At 71.9% G+C, this 18,630-nt stretch carries 20 protein-coding genes and 1 pseudogene; 15 read left to right on the top strand and 6 right to left on the bottom strand.

Annotation, left to right across the window (positions count from 1 at the left end; translation table 11 throughout):
- Positions 1 to 190 precede the first annotated feature (190 nt).
- Together AB0J39_RS28550 and AB0J39_RS28545 are read left to right on the top strand one after the other, a co-directional pair.
- The gene (locus AB0J39_RS28550; RefSeq protein WP_363469999.1) at positions 191 to 856 is read left to right on the top strand and encodes a hypothetical protein; all 666 of its coding nucleotides are present in this window, start codon (positions 191 to 193) and stop codon (positions 854 to 856) included.
- Complete coding sequence (locus tag AB0J39_RS28545; protein WP_363469996.1) at positions 853 to 1,431, top strand: hypothetical protein; 579 nt, start codon at positions 853 to 855, stop codon at positions 1,429 to 1,431. Before AB0J39_RS28550 ends, AB0J39_RS28545 begins: the two co-directional genes overlap by 4 nt.
- A gap of 373 nt (positions 1,432 to 1,804) precedes the next feature.
- Here AB0J39_RS28545 and AB0J39_RS28540 read toward each other — a convergent pair whose 3' ends face one another.
- The 4 genes from AB0J39_RS28540 to AB0J39_RS28525 form a co-directional block, all read right to left on the bottom strand.
- The gene (locus AB0J39_RS28540; RefSeq protein ID WP_363469993.1) at positions 1,805 to 2,197 is read right to left on the bottom strand and encodes a VOC family protein; all 393 of its coding nucleotides are present in this window, start codon (positions 2,195 to 2,197) and stop codon (positions 1,805 to 1,807) included.
- Between the two features lie 116 nt (positions 2,198 to 2,313).
- The gene (locus AB0J39_RS28535; protein ID WP_363469990.1) at positions 2,314 to 3,027 is read right to left on the bottom strand and encodes a YafY family protein; all 714 of its coding nucleotides are present in this window, start codon (positions 3,025 to 3,027) and stop codon (positions 2,314 to 2,316) included.
- Between the two features lie 120 nt (positions 3,028 to 3,147).
- Positions 3,148 to 3,606: a WYL domain-containing protein gene (locus tag AB0J39_RS28530; RefSeq protein WP_363469987.1), complete on the bottom strand. Its 459-nt coding sequence runs from the start codon at positions 3,604 to 3,606 to the stop codon at positions 3,148 to 3,150.
- 69 nt (positions 3,607 to 3,675) lie between these two features.
- The gene (locus AB0J39_RS28525) at positions 3,676 to 4,692 is read right to left on the bottom strand and encodes a PHP domain-containing protein (RefSeq protein ID WP_363469985.1); all 1,017 of its coding nucleotides are present in this window, start codon (positions 4,690 to 4,692) and stop codon (positions 3,676 to 3,678) included.
- A gap of 135 nt (positions 4,693 to 4,827) precedes the next feature.
- Here AB0J39_RS28525 and AB0J39_RS28520 point away from each other — a divergent pair, with 135 nt between their 5' ends.
- The 12 genes from AB0J39_RS28520 (at position 4,828) to AB0J39_RS28465 (ending at position 16,677) form a co-directional block, all read left to right on the top strand.
- The gene (locus AB0J39_RS28520) at positions 4,828 to 5,319 is read left to right on the top strand and encodes a hypothetical protein (protein WP_363469982.1); all 492 of its coding nucleotides are present in this window, start codon (positions 4,828 to 4,830) and stop codon (positions 5,317 to 5,319) included.
- Positions 5,320 to 5,322: 3 nt separating this feature from the next.
- Positions 5,323 to 6,486, top strand: coding sequence for a glutathionylspermidine synthase family protein (locus tag AB0J39_RS28515; protein ID WP_363469979.1), 1,164 nt, complete (start codon positions 5,323 to 5,325; stop codon positions 6,484 to 6,486).
- Positions 6,487 to 6,501: 15 nt separating this feature from the next.
- The gene (locus tag AB0J39_RS28510; protein WP_363469976.1) at positions 6,502 to 6,945 is read left to right on the top strand and encodes a DUF350 domain-containing protein; all 444 of its coding nucleotides are present in this window, start codon (positions 6,502 to 6,504) and stop codon (positions 6,943 to 6,945) included.
- Between the two features lie 148 nt (positions 6,946 to 7,093).
- Positions 7,094 to 8,752: a DUF2079 domain-containing protein gene (locus AB0J39_RS28505; RefSeq protein WP_363469973.1), complete on the top strand. Its 1,659-nt coding sequence runs from the start codon at positions 7,094 to 7,096 to the stop codon at positions 8,750 to 8,752.
- 167 nt (positions 8,753 to 8,919) lie between these two features.
- The gene (locus tag AB0J39_RS28500; protein WP_346226074.1) at positions 8,920 to 10,068 is read left to right on the top strand and encodes a helix-turn-helix domain-containing protein; all 1,149 of its coding nucleotides are present in this window, start codon (positions 8,920 to 8,922) and stop codon (positions 10,066 to 10,068) included.
- Positions 10,069 to 10,185: 117 nt separating this feature from the next.
- Positions 10,186 to 11,082 (top strand): ACP S-malonyltransferase, encoded by an 897-nt coding sequence (locus AB0J39_RS28495; protein ID WP_363469970.1) that lies wholly within the window; start codon positions 10,186 to 10,188, stop codon positions 11,080 to 11,082.
- The gene (locus AB0J39_RS28490; RefSeq protein WP_363469967.1) at positions 11,079 to 12,035 is read left to right on the top strand and encodes a beta-ketoacyl-ACP synthase III; all 957 of its coding nucleotides are present in this window, start codon (positions 11,079 to 11,081) and stop codon (positions 12,033 to 12,035) included. The genes AB0J39_RS28495 and AB0J39_RS28490 overlap by 4 nt, the downstream gene beginning before the upstream one ends.
- Positions 12,036 to 12,115: 80 nt before the next feature.
- The gene (locus tag AB0J39_RS28485) at positions 12,116 to 12,355 is read left to right on the top strand and encodes an acyl carrier protein (RefSeq protein WP_363469964.1); all 240 of its coding nucleotides are present in this window, start codon (positions 12,116 to 12,118) and stop codon (positions 12,353 to 12,355) included.
- Between the two features lie 108 nt (positions 12,356 to 12,463).
- Positions 12,464 to 13,696, top strand: coding sequence for a beta-ketoacyl-ACP synthase II (gene fabF, locus AB0J39_RS28480; protein ID WP_363469961.1), 1,233 nt, complete (start codon positions 12,464 to 12,466; stop codon positions 13,694 to 13,696).
- Positions 13,697 to 13,710: 14 nt separating this feature from the next.
- Positions 13,711 to 15,129 carry a carboxyl transferase domain-containing protein gene (locus tag AB0J39_RS28475; protein ID WP_363469958.1) on the top strand — a complete coding sequence of 473 codons (1,419 nt, stop codon included), beginning with the start codon at positions 13,711 to 13,713 and terminating at the stop codon, positions 15,127 to 15,129.
- A gap of 127 nt (positions 15,130 to 15,256) precedes the next feature.
- Positions 15,257 to 15,754 carry a hypothetical protein gene (locus AB0J39_RS28470; protein ID WP_363469955.1) on the top strand — a complete coding sequence of 166 codons (498 nt, stop codon included), beginning with the start codon at positions 15,257 to 15,259 and terminating at the stop codon, positions 15,752 to 15,754.
- The gene (locus tag AB0J39_RS28465) at positions 15,751 to 16,677 is read left to right on the top strand and encodes an oxidoreductase (protein ID WP_363469952.1); all 927 of its coding nucleotides are present in this window, start codon (positions 15,751 to 15,753) and stop codon (positions 16,675 to 16,677) included. The genes AB0J39_RS28470 and AB0J39_RS28465 overlap by 4 nt, the downstream gene beginning before the upstream one ends.
- A gap of 49 nt (positions 16,678 to 16,726) precedes the next feature.
- On the opposite strand, the gene AB0J39_RS28460 is transcribed toward AB0J39_RS28465, so the two are convergent.
- Both AB0J39_RS28460 and AB0J39_RS28455 read right to left on the bottom strand, forming a co-directional pair.
- Positions 16,727 to 17,482, bottom strand: coding sequence for a hypothetical protein (locus tag AB0J39_RS28460; protein ID WP_363469949.1), 756 nt, complete (start codon positions 17,480 to 17,482; stop codon positions 16,727 to 16,729).
- A gap of 148 nt (positions 17,483 to 17,630) precedes the next feature.
- On the bottom strand, positions 17,631 to 18,128 hold the full coding sequence (locus AB0J39_RS28455) for a DUF3145 domain-containing protein (RefSeq protein ID WP_179155579.1): 498 nt from the start codon (positions 18,126 to 18,128) through the stop codon (positions 17,631 to 17,633).
- 192 nt (positions 18,129 to 18,320) lie between these two features.
- Here AB0J39_RS28455 and AB0J39_RS28450 point away from each other — a divergent pair.
- Positions 18,321 to 18,630: pseudogene (locus tag AB0J39_RS28450) on the top strand (peptidase S8 and S53 subtilisin kexin sedolisin); the annotation flags it as partial.

Here is an 18,630-nt window from a genome sequence, read left to right as displayed (position 1 = left end):
GTCCTGCTCGTCGTCGCCCTGCGGATCACCAGCGCCCGGCGCCGCAAGCGCATCGAGAAGCTGATCCTCAGCAGCCAAGGCAGACCCCTCGGAGCGTGAGCCCACGAGCGCGAACGGATCGACGGCCCCGGTGACACCTGCCATGGGGCGAACCCAGCCCACCCGCCCAGCGACATCCGCCCCCAAGGAGGTGGCGATCATCAACCGACCACCCAGACAGCCGGTCCGGAGCCGGGTGCCCGGCCTCGTGGCCGCGTTCGTAATCGGCGCGCTCGTCGCCGGCGGCCTGGTGTTCTGGACGACCCGGCCGAGTTCACTCGAGCAGATGGCCGACCAGATCCGCACCGAATCCGCCCTCCGTGACAAGACGCAGATCAAGACCCTGACCGAGCTGGCCCGCACCACGCGCGACCGGCTCGTCCCGGTGGTCGAAGGGCTGAGCCGGGCCATGCCCGTCGACGGCACCGCGGGTCCGGCCGTGGTGACCACGGCCGACGTCGAGAACTGGCGGAAGGCGGCCACCAGCGCCGTCGAAGGCTTCGCCGACCCGCCGTCCGGCGAGACCGCCACCAACGTGGCGAGGTCGACTCTCGCCTCCGCCGTACGGCAGCTCGCCACGACCGTCGACACCTACGCGGCCGCGCGCGACCTCACCGGAGCGGCCCGCACCACCGCTCTGGACCTGGCCGCACGGCAACGCGCCGACGCGCTCTTCACCTGGTCGGTCGGGGGCACCGCCCTCGACGCCGTGAACGTCGACGCCGGCAACGGGCATCAGCACGTGTTCCTCCCGACGACGCCCGGCGACGGAGCGCTCACCCCCGACACCGAACCCGAGGGGAGTCACGAATCGTGACCAAGGCATTGAAATACGTCCTCGCCGTCCTGCTGGCCGGGCTCGCGCTGACGCTCGGCGCACCGGCGGCCTCCGCCCACGGCGGACCGATCAAGCTGGAGGTGATCGGGGACGGCGACCACAACGTCAACGTTCTGGTGACGTACAAGGAGGACAAGCACCCCGTCACGGAGATCGTCGAGGCGACGCTGACCGCGACCTCCGCCGACGGCCGCACCTTCGGGCCGGTGCCGCTGAGGTCGGCGCCCGAGGGCCAGAACCTCTACCGCGCCGCGGAGCCGCTGCCGAGCGGCGAGTGGAAGGTCACTGTGAAGGCCACCGAGCCCGCCAAGGCGAGCAAGACGGTGACGGTGAAGGCCGGTGCGGTCGACGTCGTCCCCGAGGCCCCGGCGACCACGCTCACGCCGGAGAAGGCGGCGGCGGCCGGGTCCGTGCTCAGCGACCGGGCGGCCGCGCAGGACGCCGACGACTCGGGCATGCCGCTGAAGATCGGCATCATCGCCGTCGTGGTGGTCATCGCCGTCGCGGCCTTGGTCTTCATCCTCCGTCGCAGGGACCTGTACGCCCGGCGCTGAACGCGCGCGGTCCTGCCCGGCCCGGGCCGGGCGGCAGCGCACAGCGGACACGCCGATTCCGCCGGGGTACGCGGATGTCGCAGGAGGGCCGGTCACACCGACCGGCCCTCCTGCGCCGTTTCCGGCGAAGAGGGTTCCCGACGAACAGGGTTCCGGTGAACGAGTTCTCCGGCTCGCATGGGGAAGGGCCGCCCGAACGCCCTGACGGCCCGGAGGGGAAGGGCCCGGGGGGAAAGGCGCCGCAGGGGAAGCACGGGAGGGGGGATCCCGGTGGGCGTTCGGACGGCCTCGGTAGGCTCCGGCCGGTCGGAGACCGGCCGTCGCGAGGTTCTAGGATCTGCTCACTCCGGCAGCATCCGGCGGCACGGGACGGTCAGGAAGCGGCCGGGGCGAAGACGCCGAAGAGGTTGCCGGACGGGTCGTGGAGGTAGGCGAAGTCGGGGCCGCTCTCGTTGCCCACGACCTCGCTGAGCACCTTCCCGCCCAGGGCCTCCACCTTCCGGCAGGTCTCGGTCACATCCCGCACCAGGACGGTGAAGACGGCGTGGCCGGGCATGTCGCCGCCGGTGCCGAACACCCCGCCGCGCACCTCGTCGTCACCGTCATAGCTGATGAGCCGGTAGTCCATGCCGACCGCGGCCGAGTCCTCGTCGGTGCGGAACCGCCAGCCGAACAGGCCGCCGTAGAACCGCTGGACGCCCTCGGGGTCGTCGCTCGCGATCTCGAACCAGGCGACCGTGTCGACAGCGGGGGCGGGAGTGGTCATCGTCGTCTCTTTCTCTCTGCTTTCCGGGTTCTCGGTGAGGTAGAGCCTCCCGCCCTTCGGCGACACCCCCCTGTCGGCGTTTCCGGAATCTCACGAACATTTTTTCGAAACTCGGATCAGTCGAGCACCGGTGTCCGCGCGATCATGTCCGGCACGTCGGCGTCGAACGCCTCCAGGGGCCGGCCGGGCACCGGCTCCTCGGTGAGGACGGCCTCGGCGATCCGGTCGAGCCGGAACACCCTGACGGCGTCGCGCAGGCGGCACCAGGCCACCAGATACCACCACCCGCTCCGCCCGCCGACGAACGCCCCGGGTTCCACCTCCCTGGTCGTCAGCACACCGTGCGCGTCGCTGTACTGGATGCGCAGCACGACGCTCCGGAGCAGGGCCTCCTCGATGACCCTGCCGATCGACCCCGTGTATCGGGACTCCGGCTTGTCCTCGGTGAGGATCTGCACGCGGGCGGCCAGCTGCCGGGCCCGCTCCCCCTCGGGACCGGGCATGGCGGCGACGAGCTTGCGCAGCGCGCTGCGCGCGTCGTCGGCGAAGGGCTGCTGTTCTGTGCGGCTGAGCGCGATCGCCACCGCCACGGCCTCGGCGGGGGTGAAGTTGAGCGGGGGCAGGGACATGCTCTTGTCCAGCGCGTAGCCTCCCCTCCGCCCGACCTCCGCGTAGATGGGCACGCCGGCCTGCTGCAGCGCGGAGATGTCCCGCTCGATGGTCCGCGAACTCACCTCGAAGCGCAGGGCGAGCTCACGCGCGGACCGGCAGCGCGGGGAGATCGCCCGCAGGTCCTCGACGATCGCGTAGAGCCGGTCGGTACGGTTCACGCCGGAGAGGGTAGGCCACCCCACCGACATTTCTCGCTGACCCGTTCGAGTGACGCCCGTTCCCTCAGGTCACGGCAGGAGCCGGGGCGCCATGCCGCCACGGCGGGTGCCCGATGACCGTCAGCCGCCGACGGCCTCGGCGAGTTCGGCCAGGCGGTCGCGGCCCGGCTCGGGGAACCGCTCGTCCAGGACCTCGGCCCAGGAGATCCGGTCGAGCCGGAAGACGCGTACGTCGTCGCGTAACCGGCACCAGGCCACCAGGTACCAGTGCCCGCCCCGGCCGCCGAGACAGATGCTCGGCTCGACGTCCCTGACCGTGGGCCCGCCCTTGCTGTTGACGTACTCCAGGCGCAGCACGTGCCGCCCGCGCAGCGCCCTGTCGATGGCGCGCTTCACCGAGTCGGGGCCCGCGAGCGCGTACCCGCCCTGGTCGAGCCGGATCGGGACGCCGGCCTCCCGGAGCTTCGCGACGTCGCGCACGACGGTGCTCCTGCTGACCCCGAGACGCGAGGCGAGCTCGCGCGCCGACAGGCATCCGCCGGATTCCAGCTCCTTCACCAGCGCGTCGCGGCGTTTCATGATTCGACGCTACGTCGATCAGTGCGGCGAAACCCGCCCAACACACCTCACTCGGACGCCACAGCACTATCACCCCACGTGCGCAGGAGTCCCCCAGGGATGGGCGTTGCGGATGCGCTCGGGCGGGATCCCGCACAGGGCCGCGCGCTCGCACCCGAACCGCTGCCAGTCGAGCTGGCCCGGCGCGTGGGCGTCGGAGTCCACGGCGAACTCGCAGCCCATCTCGTACGCCAGCCGCATCAGGCGCTTGGGCGGGTCGAGCCGGTCGGGCCGGGAGTTGATCTCCACCGCGACCCCGAACCTCCGGCACGCCTCGAAGACGATCTCGGGGTCGAACCGGGACTCCGGCCGCCCTCGTCCGCGTACGACGCGGCCCGTGCAGTGCCCGAGGACGTCCACATGGGGGTTGGACACCGCCGTGACCATCCGCCGGGTCATCTCCGCGGCGTCCATCCGCAGCAGCGAGTGGACGCTCGCCACCACGACGTCCAGCCGTTCGAGCAGCTCGGGCTCCTGGTCGAGCGAGCCGTCGGTGTTGATGTCCACCTCGATGCCGGTCAGGATCCGGAACGGCGGGCCGCCGTCCCCGGCGTACCGCTCGTTGAGCCCGGCGACCACGTCGAGCTGCCGCCGCAGCCGGTCGGCGGACAGGCCGTGCGCGACGGTCAGCCGGGGCGAGTGGTCGGTCAGCGCGAGGTACTCGTGACCGAGCGCGCGGGCGGCCTCGGCCATCTCCTCGATGGGCGATCCGCCGTCCGACCAGTCGGAGTGACTGTGGAAGTCGCCGCGCAGCGCCGACCGCAGCGCCTGCGCGGCCTCGTCCAGGTCGACGTCCTTGGTGTCCTCCAGCCGCCGCAGGTAGGTCGGCACGGCGCCGTCCAGCGCCTCGGTGACGGCCAGGGCCGTGACCTTGCCGATGCCCTTCAGGCCCGTCAGGCCGCCGGTGCGCGCGAGCCGCACCAGCTCCTCGCGGGGCAGTTCCTCGATCGCGGCGGCGGCGCCGCGGAAGGCGCGCACGCGGTACGTCGGCTCGCCGGCCCGTTCCAGCAGGAAGGCGATGCGCTTGAGTGCCTCGACGGGGTCCACATCCGGCACGCTACCCGGCGCACGCAGCATCAGCCGGCCGGGACATAACAGACTCATCAGGAACCCCAGGACTGCCTGTCCCGTTCGTCCAGCCAGACGATAATGTGTGCCGATCTCGACAAAGCAGGAGCCCGATTGGCAGAGCCCGGGGAGAGCCCCCCACCGAAGATGACGCCACCCGGCAACTCCTCCATGCCCGTCCACCCCATGGCGATGAGCGGCGCGCCGCGGCCTGCGGCGACGCCGCCCGCGAGCGGCGTCAAGTCCTCCACCATGATCAAGCTCGGCACGCTGGGCGTCCTGTCCGTCCTCGTCGTCGGCTTCTGCGCGGCTCAGGACGACGACTACGAGGAGGTCGGCGCGGACTGCGTGGACACCTCCACGATGAACCCGGACGGGTCGTACGTCGTCGTCGACGACTACTACTGCGACGACGATGACGACGGCCACAGCCACTACTCCGGCTCGCACGGCGCGTACCGCTGGTACTACGGCGGCACCCGCAACGGAGGCCGCGTCTACCATGGCACGACGATCCGGCCGGCCGACGCGCACATCACCACCCGTACCGGGCGCGTGGTCCAGCGGGGCGGGTTCGGATTCGGCCACGGCAGCCGCGGCGGCTGACGGATGCGCAGAACGACCTCGGCGCCCAGGGAGGACTGGGCCGCCCTCATCGAGTCGCAGGGTCTCGCGTTCCACCGCTCCGCCCACCCCGAGGGGCTCACCCGGCCGTACTGGGACGAGAGCGTCCATTACGTCTTCACCATGGACGAGGTCCTGTCCCTGGAGGAGCAGGTCGAGGAGCTGCACCGGATGTGCCTGGCCGCGGCCGACCACGTCGTGACCTCCGGCCGGTTCGCGGACCTCGGCATCCCGCCGCACTGCCGCGCGGCCGTCGCGGAGTCGTGGCGGCGGCGCGACCCGCACGTCTTCGGCCGCTTCGACCTGCGCTACGACGGCACCGGGCCGGCCAAGCTGCTGGAGTACAACGCCGACACCCCGACCAGCCTGGTCGAGAGCTCCGTCGTGCAGTGGTTCTGGCTCAAGGACGTGTATCCCGAGGACGACCAGTGGAACTCGCTCCACGAGCGCCTGGTCGACCGATGGAAGTCGCTCACGCTCCAGACGGGCCCGGCCCACTTCGCGTGGACCAGCGCCGACGAGACGGGCGAGGAGGCCATGACCATCGGCTACCTCCAGGAGACCGCGGAGCAGGCCGGGCTCGTCACGGCGGCGATCGCCATGGAGGACATCGGCTGGGACCCGCTCAACCTCCGGTTCGTCGACATGGAGCACCGGGTCGTCCGCACGCTGTGCAAGCTCTACCCCTGGGAGTGGATCGTCGCCGAGCCGTTCGCGCCGCACGCGCTCGCGCAGCAGGTCTCGATGACGTGGATCGAGCCGCTGTGGAAGATGCTGCTGTCCAACAAGGCGCTGCTGGCGATCCTCTGGGAGCTGTACCCGGGCCACCCCAACCTGCTGCCCGCCTACCTCGACGGTCCCCGCGAGCTGTCCGGCGGTCCCGGCTACGTGCGCAAGCCGCTGCTCGGCCGCGAGGGCGCATCGATGCGGATCGCCGCGCCGGGCGTCGAGATGGAGACCGCGGGCGAGTACGGCACGGAGGGCTTCGTCTACCAGGAGTTCCTGCCGTTGCCCGAGTTCGACGGCTGGCGTCCGGTGCTCGGCGCCTGGATGGTCGACGACGAGTCGGCCGGGCTCGGCATCCGGGAGACCTCCGGCCTCGTCACCGACGACACGTCCTCTTTCGTCCCCCACCGCATTCACGGCTGAAAGCGAAGGCCCCCCGTGGACACCAAGACCTCCATCGCCGACGTGCTCGCGCACGGCTCCCTGGCGATCCTCGCGTACGCCATCCTGGGCGTGCTACTCCTCGTCGCCGGGTTCTACGTCATCGACCTGGCGACGCCCGGCAGGCTCAGCAAGATCATCCGTACCGACCGCAACCCCAACGCCACGGTGCTGGCCGCCTCCAGCGTCGCCGGCGTTGGGCTCATCGTGGCGGCCTCCATCTGGTCGTCGGGCGGCGCCCTGCAGGAGGGGCTGCTCGCGACGCTCGTGTTCGGCCTGGTGGGCATCGCCGTGCAGACGCTCGGCATGGTCGCCTTCGACAAGGTCGCCGGCATCTCGGTGCGCGAACTCGTCCGGGAGACCACACTGCAGCCCGCCGCCGTCCTTCTCGGCGTGACACACTTCTTCATCGGCCTCATCACGGCCGTCGCCGTCATCTGACCCGTTACGGACGTGGTCCCGCGCGCCGTGAAACATTCATCGGCCGGCGGGAGGACTCCCAGGTGGGAGCGGCAGGCGGCCCGCGGAGAAGTTTGCGCGGGTACGCCCGTATAGACCGTTCCGGCCCGGAGGGCCTAATCTCCTCCTCGTGATCACGGGGACCACTACGTCCGGGCAACCGGCGGAGGAGCCACCCCGGGAAGCCAGCGACCCCGACGACACCCTGGAGGCAGCCGCCGTGGACGGAACGGCCGTCACGGAGCCGGAGGACACGGCAGGCCCTCGGGCAGCCGGCACGGCGGAGCCCGAAGACGCCGTCGGCGCCACGGCCGCCGCCGGACCGGAGGAGCAGCGGGGCGGCCAGGCCGGTGAGAGCGCGCCCCGGGGTCCCGCCGGGCGGTTCCTGAGGTCCCACCGGCACCTCATCGCGGTGTCCGTGCTGTGCGGGCTGTCGGCGGCCCTGAACTGGACCCTGTCCCTGCTCAGGTTCGCCCACTTCCAGGTGGCCACCTACGACCTCGTCATCTTCGACCAGGCGGTGCGCGGATACTCGCGTTTCTCCGCGCCCACGGTGCCGCTGCGCGGGGTCACCGGCGGTTTCGGCATGGACTATGTCCAGCTCGCCGACCACTTCTCGCCGATCCTGGCCGTGCTTGCGCCCTTCTACTGGCTCCACGACGGGCCCGAGACGCTGCTCGTCGCGCAGGCCGTGCTGTTCGCCCTGGCCATTCCGTTCATCTGGATGTTCACCCGCCGCGTGCTCGGCACCCCCCACGCCTACCTCGTCTCCGCGGCGTACGCGATCTCCTGGCCGATCGCGCAGGCGACGGCGGTGGAGTTCCACGAGGTCGCCTTCGTGCCGCTGCTGAGCGCGATCGCCATCGAGCGGCTGCACGCCGGGCGGCGGCTACCCGGGCTGCTCGCGGTGCTCGGCCTGCTGCTCACCAAGGAGGACATGGGCCTCCTGGTGGCGGGTCTCGGTGTTTGGCTGTTCCTCACCGGGCAGCGCCGGCTCGGCGCCGGGCTGGCCGTCGCCGGAGTGGCCGTGTTCCAGGTGGTGCGCAAGTTCCTGATCCCGCTGGCCGGCGGCAACCCGGCCTACTACACGCGTTACTCCAAGCTCGGCGAAGACCTGCCGCAGATGCTGTGGAGCGCGGTCACGCGGCCGCACGAGTTCGTGGCCATGCTCTTCGACGACCACTCGAAGTGGGACACCTGGGGCCTGCTGCTGTGGCCGGCGCTGTTCCTGTGCCTGCTGTCCCCGCTGGTCCTGGCGGCGCTGCCGCTGATCCTGGAGCGGCTGCTGGCCGACTCGGACAACTGGTGGTCGACCGGCTGGCACTACGACGCGTTCGTGGTGGTGATCCTGCTGCTGGCCGGGGTGGACGGCGCCGCCCGGCTGATCCGGTGGCTGGAGCGGCGCGGGGTGCCGCGCCCCGGGCACGGCCTGCGGCTGGCCTACGCCGCCGCGGTCTTCGCGGTCGCGGTCACCACGGTCCCCTACCGGCCGTTCGACAACCTCCTGAACCCCGACTTCTACCGGCCCGACCCGCGTACGGCGGCCCGGGAGCAGGCCATGAGCCTGGTCCCCGACGGCGTCGTGGTGGAGGCGACCGACGACTTCGGCGCGCGGCTGTCCGGCCGGACGACCGTGCTGTGGTGGGACTACCAGAAGCGGGGCACGCCCTGGATCGTGGCCTCGATCAACAACGACCTGCGCGGCCTGATCAACACCTACCTCGTCGAGGGCTACGAGATGCGCCTCGACCGTGAGGACATCGTCGTCCTGCATCGCATCGGCGCCTGACGTCGCCGTTCCACCTGCGGCGACGCCGTCCACGCCCCCGTACGGCACGATCTCGGGAATGACCTGGCACGCTAGAGGGCGTGAGCGAGCGGGGCACGGGGAGCGGCGGACAGGTGCGTACGGACGGGCAGGGCGAAATCGCCCGGGTGGCCGGAGACGGTGTGCCGATGAGCGACAGGATCCGGGAGGACACGGCGCGGCGGCTCGACCGGGCCATGGGCAGCCTCGGAACGGCCGCGATGGCCCGGATGGAGGAGCGGCTGGCCTGGTACCGCGCGCTGTCGGCGGAGGACAGGTCGTGGGTCGGGCTGGTGGCGCAGGCCGGCATCGCGGCGTTCGTGGAGTGGTTCGGCCACGCGGGCGAGGGACGGCCGACGCCGAGCATCGAGTTCTTCGGCACCGCGCCGCGTGAGCTCAAGCGCAGCGTGTCGCTCCAGCAGACGGTCGACCTCGTCCGCATCGTCGTCGAGGTCGTCGAGGCCCAGGTCGAGGAGCTGGCCGCGCCCGGCGGCGCGGAGCTGCTGCGGCACGCGATGCTGCGCTACACGCGCGACGTCGCCTTCGCCGCCGCGCAGGTGTACGCCAGGGAGGCCGAGGCGCGCGGCTCGTGGGACGCGCGGCTGGAGGCGCTGATCGTGGACGCGCTGGTGCGCGGCCAGGTCGACGACGGGCTGCACTCGTGGGCCGCCGCGCTCGGCTGGACCTCCGCGCCGGTCGTCGTCTTCGCCGGGTACGCCCCCGACGAGGACCCGCAGAGCGTCATCGACGGGCTGCGCGACAAGGGCCGCCGTCTCGGCCACGAGCTGCTCGCCGGGGTGCAGGGCGACCGGCTCATCGTCATCGTGGGCGGCGCGGACGGCGTCAAGGACGCGGCGCGCGGCGTCGTGGCGCGCTTCGGTCCCGGACCCGTCGTCATCGGGCCCGAGGTGCCCGACCTGCACGCGGCGGCCAGATCGGCCCGCGCCGCCATCGCGGGGCTGCGCGCCGCCGCCGGCTGGCCCGACGCCCCGCGCCCGGTGCTCGCCGAGGACCTGCTGGCCGAGCGCGCGCTGGACGGCGACGAGGACGCCCGGGCCCAGCTGGTGGAGAACGTCTACAAGCCGCTCGCCGGGACCCCGCTGCTCGACACGCTCGCGACGTACCTGGAGCAGGGGACCTCCCTCGAGGCGACCGCCCGGTTGCTGTTCGTCCATCCCAACACCGTGCGGTACCGTCTACGTAAGATCACGGAACTGACCGGGTACCAACCCACCGAGGGACGGTCCGCATTCACCCTCCAGGTGGGTCTCATACTCGGGCGCCTGTCCGTAACCTGAGCCGGGTGCCTTAATCTTCTCGACACCGAAACTGTAGGTACCCCACAACGCGGCGGCCACAAAGTTCGTTCGGATCTCCATCAGTGTGGTGAACCTCTACAGGGCAGGGTTGAGTACGTGCTCGTCATCGTCGCTCCGGGCCAAGGCGCCCAGACCCCAGGATTCCTCAGTCCGTGGCTCGAGATCCCCGAGTTCCGCGAGCGGATCTCCGCGTGGTCGGAGATCGTGGAGCTCGATCTCGTGTCGTACGGAACGACCGCCGGCGCCGACGAGATCCGCGACACCGCCGTGGCCCAGCCCCTGCTGGTGGCGGCCGCCCTGGCGTCGTCGGAGATTCTCGGGGTCCGGCCCGACATGGTGGCCGGGCACAGCGTGGGCGAGCTCGCCGCCGCCGCGATCGCCGGTGTGCTGACCCCCGAGCAGGCCCTCGCCCTGGTGCGCGAGCGCGGCCGGGCCATGGCCAAGGCCGCCGCCGTCACCGAGACCGGCATGAGCGCGGTGCTCGGCGGCGTGGAGGAGGACGTCCTCACCGTGATCTCCAAGCACGGACTGACCCCCGCCAACATGAACGGCGCGGGTCAGATCGTCGCGGGCGGCACGCGGGCGCAGCTGGAGGCCTTCGCGGCCGAGCCGCCGGAGAAGGCGCGGGTGCGCCCCCTGGCGGTCGCCGGAGCCTTCCACACCGTCCACATGGCCCCCGCCGTCGAATACCTGCGCGCCGAGGCCGCGGCGCTCACCCCCGCGGACCCGTCGGTCACGCTGCTGTCCAACGCCGACGGCGCGGCCGTCGCCGGAGGTGGTGAGTTCCTGGACCGGTTGGTGAACCAGGTGGCCAACCCGGTCCGGTGGGACGCCTGCATGGCGACGATGGCCGAGCGCGGCGTCACCGCCATGATCGAGCTGCTGCCCGGCGGCACGCTGACGGGCCTGGCCCGGCGCGCCCTGCCCGGCGTGAAGACCGTGGCGCTCAAGACCCCCGCTGACCTGGACGCCGCCAGGGAGGTGCTGAAGTGAGGCTCGACCAAGGCGCTCCCGCGGCGAGGGTGCTCGCCTTCGGCGGCTACCAGCCCGCCCAGGTCGTGACCAACGACGATCTCGCCGCCCGGATCGACACCAACGACGAGTGGATCCAGAGCCGCGTCGGCATCAAGGAACGCCGCGTGGCTGGCCCGGAGGAGTCGGAGATCGACCTCGCGGTGCAGGCGGGCGGCAAGGCCCTCGCGGCAAGCGGCCTGTCGAGCGACGACATCGACCTGGTGATCGTGGCGACCTGCACGATCGAGGCCCCCATCCCCAACGCCGCGGGCCGCGTCGCCCACCGGCTCGGCATCACGGCCCCCGGGGCCTTCGACATCAACGCCGCCTGCGCCGGGTTCTGCTACGCGCTGGCCGCCGCGTCCGACGCGGTGCGGTCGGGCTCGGCGACCAACGTCCTGGTCGTCGGCAGCGAGAAGCTCACCCAGTGGGTCGACCCCGAGGACCGGTCGACCGTCGTCATCTTCGCCGACGGCGCGGGCGCCGCGGTCGTGGGCCCCTCCGACCGGCCGGGCATCGGCCCGGTGGCCTGGGGCAGCGCGGGCGACAAGGCCGAGGCGATCGCCATCAAGGACCGCAATTCCTTCCTGCACCAGGAAGGCCAGACGGTGTTCCGCTGGGCCACCACGGCGCTTCACCCGGTGGCCAAGCTCGCCTGCGAGCGTGCGGGGGTGGACCCCGCCGACCTGAACGCGTTCGTCCCCCATCAGGCGAACCTGCGGATCGTCGAGGCCATCGCGCGCAAGCTGGGCGCCGACAAGGCCGTCGTCGCCAAGGACATCGTGCTCGCCGGCAACACCTCGGCCGCGTCGATCCCGCTCGCGCTCTCTCGCATGATCGAGCGCGGCGAGGTCCGGTCGGGCGACCTGGCCCTGCTGCTGGGCTTCGGCGCCGGTCTCACCTACGCCTCCCAGGTGATCGAGATCCCCTGAGGAACTTGTACGGCCTGCCGTACAGAGCTGGGGCAACCCAGAAAACCCGGAAGACAGAAAATCCAAGGAGTAGTCGCGACATGGCAGTGACCGAGCAGGAGATCCTCGCGGGCCTCGGCAAGATCATCAACGAGATCACCGGCATCCCGGCCGACGAGGTCACCCCGGAGAAGAGCTTCGTGGACGACCTGGACATCGACTCGCTCTCGATGGTCGAGATCGCCGTCGCGGCCCAGGACGAGTTCGGCGTCGAGATCCCCGACGACCAGCTCAAGCACCTGAAGACCGTCAAGGACGTCATCAGCTTCATCCAGGCCTAGTAGTCCCCGCCGTACGACGGCCGCACGGACGTGCCCGCCCCGCCTCCGACGAGACGCCAGGGCGCGTCCGGCCCCCTTTCACGCCATACGCAAGAGGAGTGCAGACAAGTGAGTAAGGACCGGGTACGTGTCGTAGTCACCGGGCTCGGCGCGACGACGCCCCTCGGTGGAGACGTCGCATCGACCTGGTCGGCGCTCCTCGAGGGGCGGTCGGGCATCCGCCCGCTCACCGAGGACTGGGTCGACACCGTGCCGGTGAAGTTCGCCGGCGTGGCGGCCGTCGATCCCGGCGAGGTGCTTGCCCGGCCCGAGGCGAGGAGGCTCGACCGCGCCGAGCAGTTCGCCCTGATCGCCGCCAGGCAGGCCTGGCAGGACGCGGGCGCGCCCGAGGTGGACGGGGACCGGCTGGGCGTGGTGGTCGGCAGCGGCATCGGCGGCATCGGAACGATCCTGTCCGCCTACGACCTCTACCGGGAGAAGGGCTGGAACCGGCTGTCGCCGTTCACCGTGCCCATGCTCATGCCCAACGGCTCGGCCGGTTGGATCAGCATCGAGCTGGGCGCCAAGGCCGGCGCGCACGCCACGGTCAGCGCCTGCGCCACCGGCGCCGAGTCCATCGGCTACGGCATCGACATGATCCGCTCCGGCCGGGCCGACATGGTGGTCGCCGGCGGCACCGAGGCGGCGATCCACGGTCTGAACGTGGCGTCGTTCGCCGCGGCGCGGGCCATGTCGACCCGCAACGACGAGCCCGAGCGCGCCTCCCGCCCGTTCGACAAGGGCCGCGACGGCTTCGTGCTCGGTGAGGGCGCGGGCATCGTGGTGCTGGAGTCGGAGGAGCACGCCCTGGCCCGCGGCGCCCGCATCTACGCCGTGGCCGCCGGAGCCGGTTACACCAGCGACGCCTACCACATCACCGGGCTCGACCCTGACGGCAAGGGCGGCCAGGAGGCCATGCTCCGGGCCCTCAGGAACGCGGACCTCTCCCCGTCGGACGTCGTCCACGTCAACGCCCACGCCACTTCGACCCCGCTCGGCGACGAGATCGAGGCTCGTGCGATCAAGGAGGCCATCGGCGGCCACGCGATCGTCACCGCCACCAAGTCGATGACCGGCCACCTCCTCGGCGGCGCCGGCGGCATCGAGTCGATCTTCACCATTCTCGCCCTGCACGAGCGGATCGTGCCGGCCATCGCGAACCTGGACGACCCGGCCGACGGCATCGAGGTCGACCTCGTACGCGGCGAACCCCGCAAGCTCGAGGGCGACCAGCTCGCCGCGATCAACAACTCCTTCGGGTTCGGCGGACACAACGTCGCCGTGGCCTTCACGACGGTTTGACAAGGGAGTCTCGAATGACTGTGCTCGACAGCAGGACGGTGGCCGACGCCGCCGACGCGGCCGCCGTCGATCCTCGTGACCCCCTGGTGCGCCTCGGCCACCTGCTGGACGAAGGGTCGATCCGGACGATCACCCCCGAGGACAGGAGCGGCGTGCTGGCGGTGACCGGCCGCGTCGAGGGCGTGCCGGTCGTGGCGTTCTGCAGCGACGCCCGGGTCCAGGGCGGCGCGATGGGCGCGGTGGGCTGCGAGCACATCGTCCACGCCTACGACGTCGCGGTGCGCGAGCGTGTGCCGATCATCGGCCTGTGGCACTGCGGCGGCGCCCGGCTCGCCGAGGGCGTGGAGTCCCTGCACGCCGTGGGCCGCGTGTTCGCCGCCATGACCAAGGCGTCCGGCCTGGTTCCCCAGATCTCCGTCGTCGTCGGCCCGGCGGCCGGCGGCGCCGCCTACGGCCCGGCCCTGACCGACATCGTGATCCTGGCCGACCAGGGCCGCATCTTCGTCACCGGTCCCGACGTCGTCCGCAGCGTCACCGGCGAGCAGATCGACATGGCGGCCCTCGGCGGCCCCGAGCCGCACAGCAAGCGCAGCGGCGTCGTCCACGTCGTCACCAAGGACGAGCCCGAGGCGATGCTGCGCGCGCGCCAGCTCGCCAGCCTGCTCGGTCACCAGGGCCGGGTGCGCGAGGTGGACGAGGTCGACTTCAGCGACCTGCTCCCCGACAACCCCCGCCGCGCCTACGACGTGCATCCGCTGGTGAAGGGGCTGCTCGACGAGCCCGGCGTGGAGCTGCACCCCAAGTGGGCGCCCAACATCGTCACCACCCTGGGCCGGCTCGGCGGCCGCACGGTCGGTGTCATCGCCAACAACCCCATGCGGCTCGGCGGCTGCCTCGACTCCGCCTCCGCCGAGAAGGCCGCCCGCTTCGTCCGGATGTGCGATGCCTTCGGAGTGCCGCTGGTGGTGCTCGTGGACGTGCCCGGTTACCTTCCCGGTGTCGGTCAGGAGCACGACGGCGTCGTCCGGCGCGGCGCGAAGCTGCTGCACGCGTTCGCCGAAGCGTCCGTGCCCCGCGTCACACTGATCACCCGCAAGGCGTACGGCGGGGCCTACATCGCGATGAACTCCCGCTCGCTCGGCGCGACCCGGGTGTTCGCCTGGCCGAACATCGAGGTGGCGGTCATGGGCGCGGTCGCGGCGGTGCGCATCCTGAAGCGGCGTGAGCTCGCGGCCGCCCCCGAGGAGGAGCGCTCCGCCCTCGAGGCCCGGCTGGCCGAGGAGCACGAGAAGACCGCGGGCGGCCTCCAGCGCGCCCTCGACCTCGGCGTCATCGACGAGGTGATCGAGCCGGCCAAGACACGCGGCGCGATCGCCCGGGTGCTCGCCCAGGCCACCCCGGCCCGGGGCGCCCACGGCAACATCCCGCTCTGACGACGTACCGGAAGCGCCGGTCCCCGCATCCGGGGGCCGGCGCTTTCGCGTTCTCCCGGCGCCGTCGACTACTTGACGTTCGACGACAAGTACTTGATGCTGGTCGTCAAGTAGGAGGGAGGCGGGCATGGACGAACGCCGCGAACTGGCCGAGGACCTGCGCCGGATCGTCGGCGGCAGGGTGCTCGGCGCGCTGGAGATCCTGTTCGAGCCGGACGAGCTGTCCGGCGAGGACACGCGGCTGCGCGAGCTTCTGGCGGTGAAGAGCCGGGCCTGGGCCGACGTGCTGTGCGGCGAGGACGACCGCGCGGCCGCCTTCCTCGCGATCCGGCTGGTGAGCGCGCTGTATCCCGGCGACACGCCGTTCGATCCGCCCGCCGCGTGGTGGGGCACCCCACTCGGCCGGGCGGTCGCCCGGCGCGCGGGGCACCCGGCCGCGACCGCGGTGCCGGTCTCGGTCGCCGCGGCGATGCTCGGCATCACCCGCCAGGGCGTGCACGACCTCGTGCGCCGCCACAAGCTCGACCGCGATTCCGGGGGCGCGATCACCACGGCGTCGATCCAGGCCCGCCTCTCCCGCAGCCGCGGCGACCGCGCCGCGGCCGGCACGAGGAGGCTTGAATGACCGTTTCCACCGGTTCCACCGGCGACGTCCTGCGACTCGCGGACGGCCTGGCCGTCCGGCGGCTGGGGTACGGCGCGATGCAGCTGCCGGGCCCGGGCGTGTGGGGCCCGCCGCGCGACCACGCCACCGCGCTCGCCGTGCTGCGCCGGGCTGTGGAGCTGGGCGTCACCCACATCGACACCAGCGACTTCTACGGCCCGCACGTCGCCAACGACCTGATCAGACAGGCCCTGCACCCCTATCCCGACGACCTGGTCATCGCCACCAAGGTCGGCGTGGTCCGCGACGAGTGGCACGGCTTCGAGGCCGCCGCGGAGCCGGAGCGGCTGCGCGAGCAGGTCGAGGACAACCTGGTCCGGCTCGGCCGGGCCCGGCTCGACCTCGTCTACCTGCGGGTGGGCGGCGACGGACTGCTGTTCCCCGGCGAGGCGCCCTTCGCCGAGTCCTTCCGGGCACTGGCCGAGCTCCGCGAACGCGGGCTGATCCGCGCGCTCGGGCTCAGCGGCGTGACGACGGGACAACTGGCCGAGGCACGCGCGATCGCGCCCGTGACGGCGGTGCAGAACCGGTTCCACCTGTTCGACCGGTCGGCCGCGGACGTCCTGACCGCGTGCGAGGCCGCCGGCATCGCGTTCGCCGCCTACTTCCCGCTCGCCGCCGGCATGCTCCGGCCCGGACTGGATCTGTCGCAGGCCCCGCCCGGCATGGTCCCCTCGGCCGAGCGGCTGGCCGTGCTCGACGAGGTCGCCGGCCGGTACGGCGCGACCCGCGCCCAGGTGGCGCTCGCCTGGCTGCTCGGCCGTTCCCCGGTGACCCTGGCGATTCCCGGCACCTCCTCGCTCGCCCACCTGGAGGAGAACATGGCCGCGGCCCTGCTGCGCCTGTCCCCCGGGGACATCGCCCTGCTGGACCGGCTCGCCTGATCCGGTCCGCCCGGTCCGTACGCCACGGGCCGGGCGGACGCGGGCGAGGTCAGGACGTGAGCTCGGGGAGCTCCAGGTAGGACTTGCCGCGGACGAACCACTGGAAGTCGGCGGCGTTCCTGCCGCCGGGCGAGGGCAGCCCGGCCCGCAGGTTCACCGCCGTGTTGACCAGGCCCCAGTCGAGGCCGCAGCCCGACGCCTTCGGCACGGCGAACGTCGTGTCCGTGGCCGTGGCCTTGAAGACCGGCGTGTCGTCGATGGACGTCAGGTCCAGCGAGGTGATCTCGGGGTTCAGCGTGATCGGGGCGGCGTCGCTCCCGATGTAGCACTTCTTGCCGAGCAGTGAATGGATCATGCGGATCTTGATGCCGACGTTGGTCGGGAAGACGGGGCCGGCCTCGACCTTCCCGGTGCCCTGGGTCTCCACGTACACGTCGGTGAGCTTGGGCACCTCGAACGGCTTGCCGATGAGGCCGCCGGGCACCTTCATCCGGCCGCCCACGACACTGCCGAACGCCGCCGCCGTGCTGCCGTCGGCGAGTTTGCCCTGCGCCACGGTGATCCGCAGCGGCCGGCTGATGTCCTGGGTGATCGAGCCCAGCTTGATCGAACCACCCACCGTGATGATGAAGATGCAGCTCCAGGTGTCGGGAGCGGCGCCGGCCGGAAGCCTCGGGCAGTCGGCCCAGTCGGCGTCGCTCGGATGGTAGTCGTAGGCGGCCGTCGCCTGGGCGGGCGCCGCCGTGCCGGCCAGCAGCGCCACCGCCGCCACGCCGATCGCCAGGCGCCGGGCAAGAACGCTCATGGACTCCTCCTCGGGTCCGCGTCGGGGGGTGCGGACGTGGATGAGTCCCGGTATATCTGCGAAAAAGACGGCTTTCTATGTGGTTTTCACAAGGCGCAAGGGTGACTTGTTATCACGATCCGCGAAAAACAGCCGCCGCGAAACAGGATCAGACGGCGGCGTGCAGCCAGCGGACCGGGGCCCCCTCGCCCGCGTAGCGGAACGACTCCAGCTCCTCGTCCCACTGCTTGCCGAGCAGGCGGTCGAGTTCCTCCTCCAGGACCACCCGTCCCTGGGCCGCCATGAGCATGACGTTGCGCAGGCGGTCCTCGGGGATCAGGATGTCGCCGTTCGCGCCGACGACCGCCGTGAAGGCGCCCAGCGTCGGCGTGTAGGCGTGGCGGGAGCCGTCGACGCCCGGCGAGGCGTCCTCGGTTATCTCGAAGCGGATGCGCTGCCAGCCCATGAGTGAGGACGTGATCGCCGCGGCCGTGCCGGGACGCCCCTCCCACTCGGCCTGGGCCCGCAGGGTCCCGGGCGCGGCGGGCTGGGCGGTCCACGTCAGGTCGACGGGCACGCCAAGAACGCCTGCGACGGCCCACTCAATGTGCGGGCACAGCGCAGGCTGAGCCGAGTGGACGTACAGGACGCCACGAGCAGCAGCCACCGGACCTCCCAATTCGCATGAGGTGCGCCTTCCCCAACGGCCTCACACTTGGAATGATCACGGTTGGATGACTGTAGGAGAGACTACCGTCCGTCGCAGTCCGGCACCAGAGGGGGGTCATACCGATTGGCGCTTGGTGACCAACCGAATCGGGAAGGACGCGTTCCGTAACCGTCACGGAAGGCCTCCCCCATGCGCAGCAGCCTCGTCGAACCCCTCCCAGGACGGCCCGTCCTCATCCGGCCGGACGAGCTCCTGACCTCTTCCCCCGCGGCCGTCGCCCGGTGGGCCCTGGCCGCCGAGCCCCTCCCCGGAGCCGGCCGCGTCCACCGCGTACGGCTGCCGCCGGGCACCGACGTGATCGACCTGACGGCCGTGCTCCGCGACCGCGGGCATCCGGCCTCCCCCAACCACCTCCTGACGGGCCAGCCGCTGTTCTTCGGCGGGCCCGGCGGGCCGCCCGCGCCCGCGGCGGCGCCGCCGTACGCGCCGGGCGAGCAGT

The sequence above is a fragment of the Microbispora sp. NPDC049633 genome (assembly GCF_040675265.1).
Lineage (GTDB): Bacteria > Actinomycetota > Actinomycetes > Streptosporangiales > Streptosporangiaceae > Microbispora > Microbispora maris.
This window is presented reverse-complemented; position numbering and strand designations above follow the sequence as displayed.

What these genes read in the sequence shown, in the direction of transcription:
- AB0J39_RS28540 (WP_363469993.1), bottom strand. Translation starts at nt 2,197, where the DNA reads ATGACCACTCCCGCCCCCGCTGTCGACACGGTCGCCTGGTTCGAGATC.
- AB0J39_RS28530 (WP_363469987.1), bottom strand. Translation starts at nt 3,606, where the DNA reads ATGAAACGCCGCGACGCGCTGGTGAAGGAGCTGGAATCCGGCGGATGC.
- AB0J39_RS28515 (WP_363469979.1), top strand. Translation starts at nt 5,323, where the DNA reads ATGCGCAGAACGACCTCGGCGCCCAGGGAGGACTGGGCCGCCCTCATC.
- AB0J39_RS28500 (WP_346226074.1), top strand. Translation starts at nt 8,920, where the DNA reads ATGAGCGACAGGATCCGGGAGGACACGGCGCGGCGGCTCGACCGGGCC.
- AB0J39_RS28485 (WP_363469964.1), top strand. Translation starts at nt 12,116, where the DNA reads ATGGCAGTGACCGAGCAGGAGATCCTCGCGGGCCTCGGCAAGATCATC.
- AB0J39_RS28475 (WP_363469958.1), top strand. Translation starts at nt 13,711, where the DNA reads ATGACTGTGCTCGACAGCAGGACGGTGGCCGACGCCGCCGACGCGGCC.
- AB0J39_RS28470 (WP_363469955.1), top strand. Translation starts at nt 15,257, where the DNA reads ATGGACGAACGCCGCGAACTGGCCGAGGACCTGCGCCGGATCGTCGGC.
- AB0J39_RS28465 (WP_363469952.1), top strand. Translation starts at nt 15,751, where the DNA reads ATGACCGTTTCCACCGGTTCCACCGGCGACGTCCTGCGACTCGCGGAC.
- AB0J39_RS28460 (WP_363469949.1), bottom strand. Translation starts at nt 17,482, where the DNA reads ATGAGCGTTCTTGCCCGGCGCCTGGCGATCGGCGTGGCGGCGGTGGCG.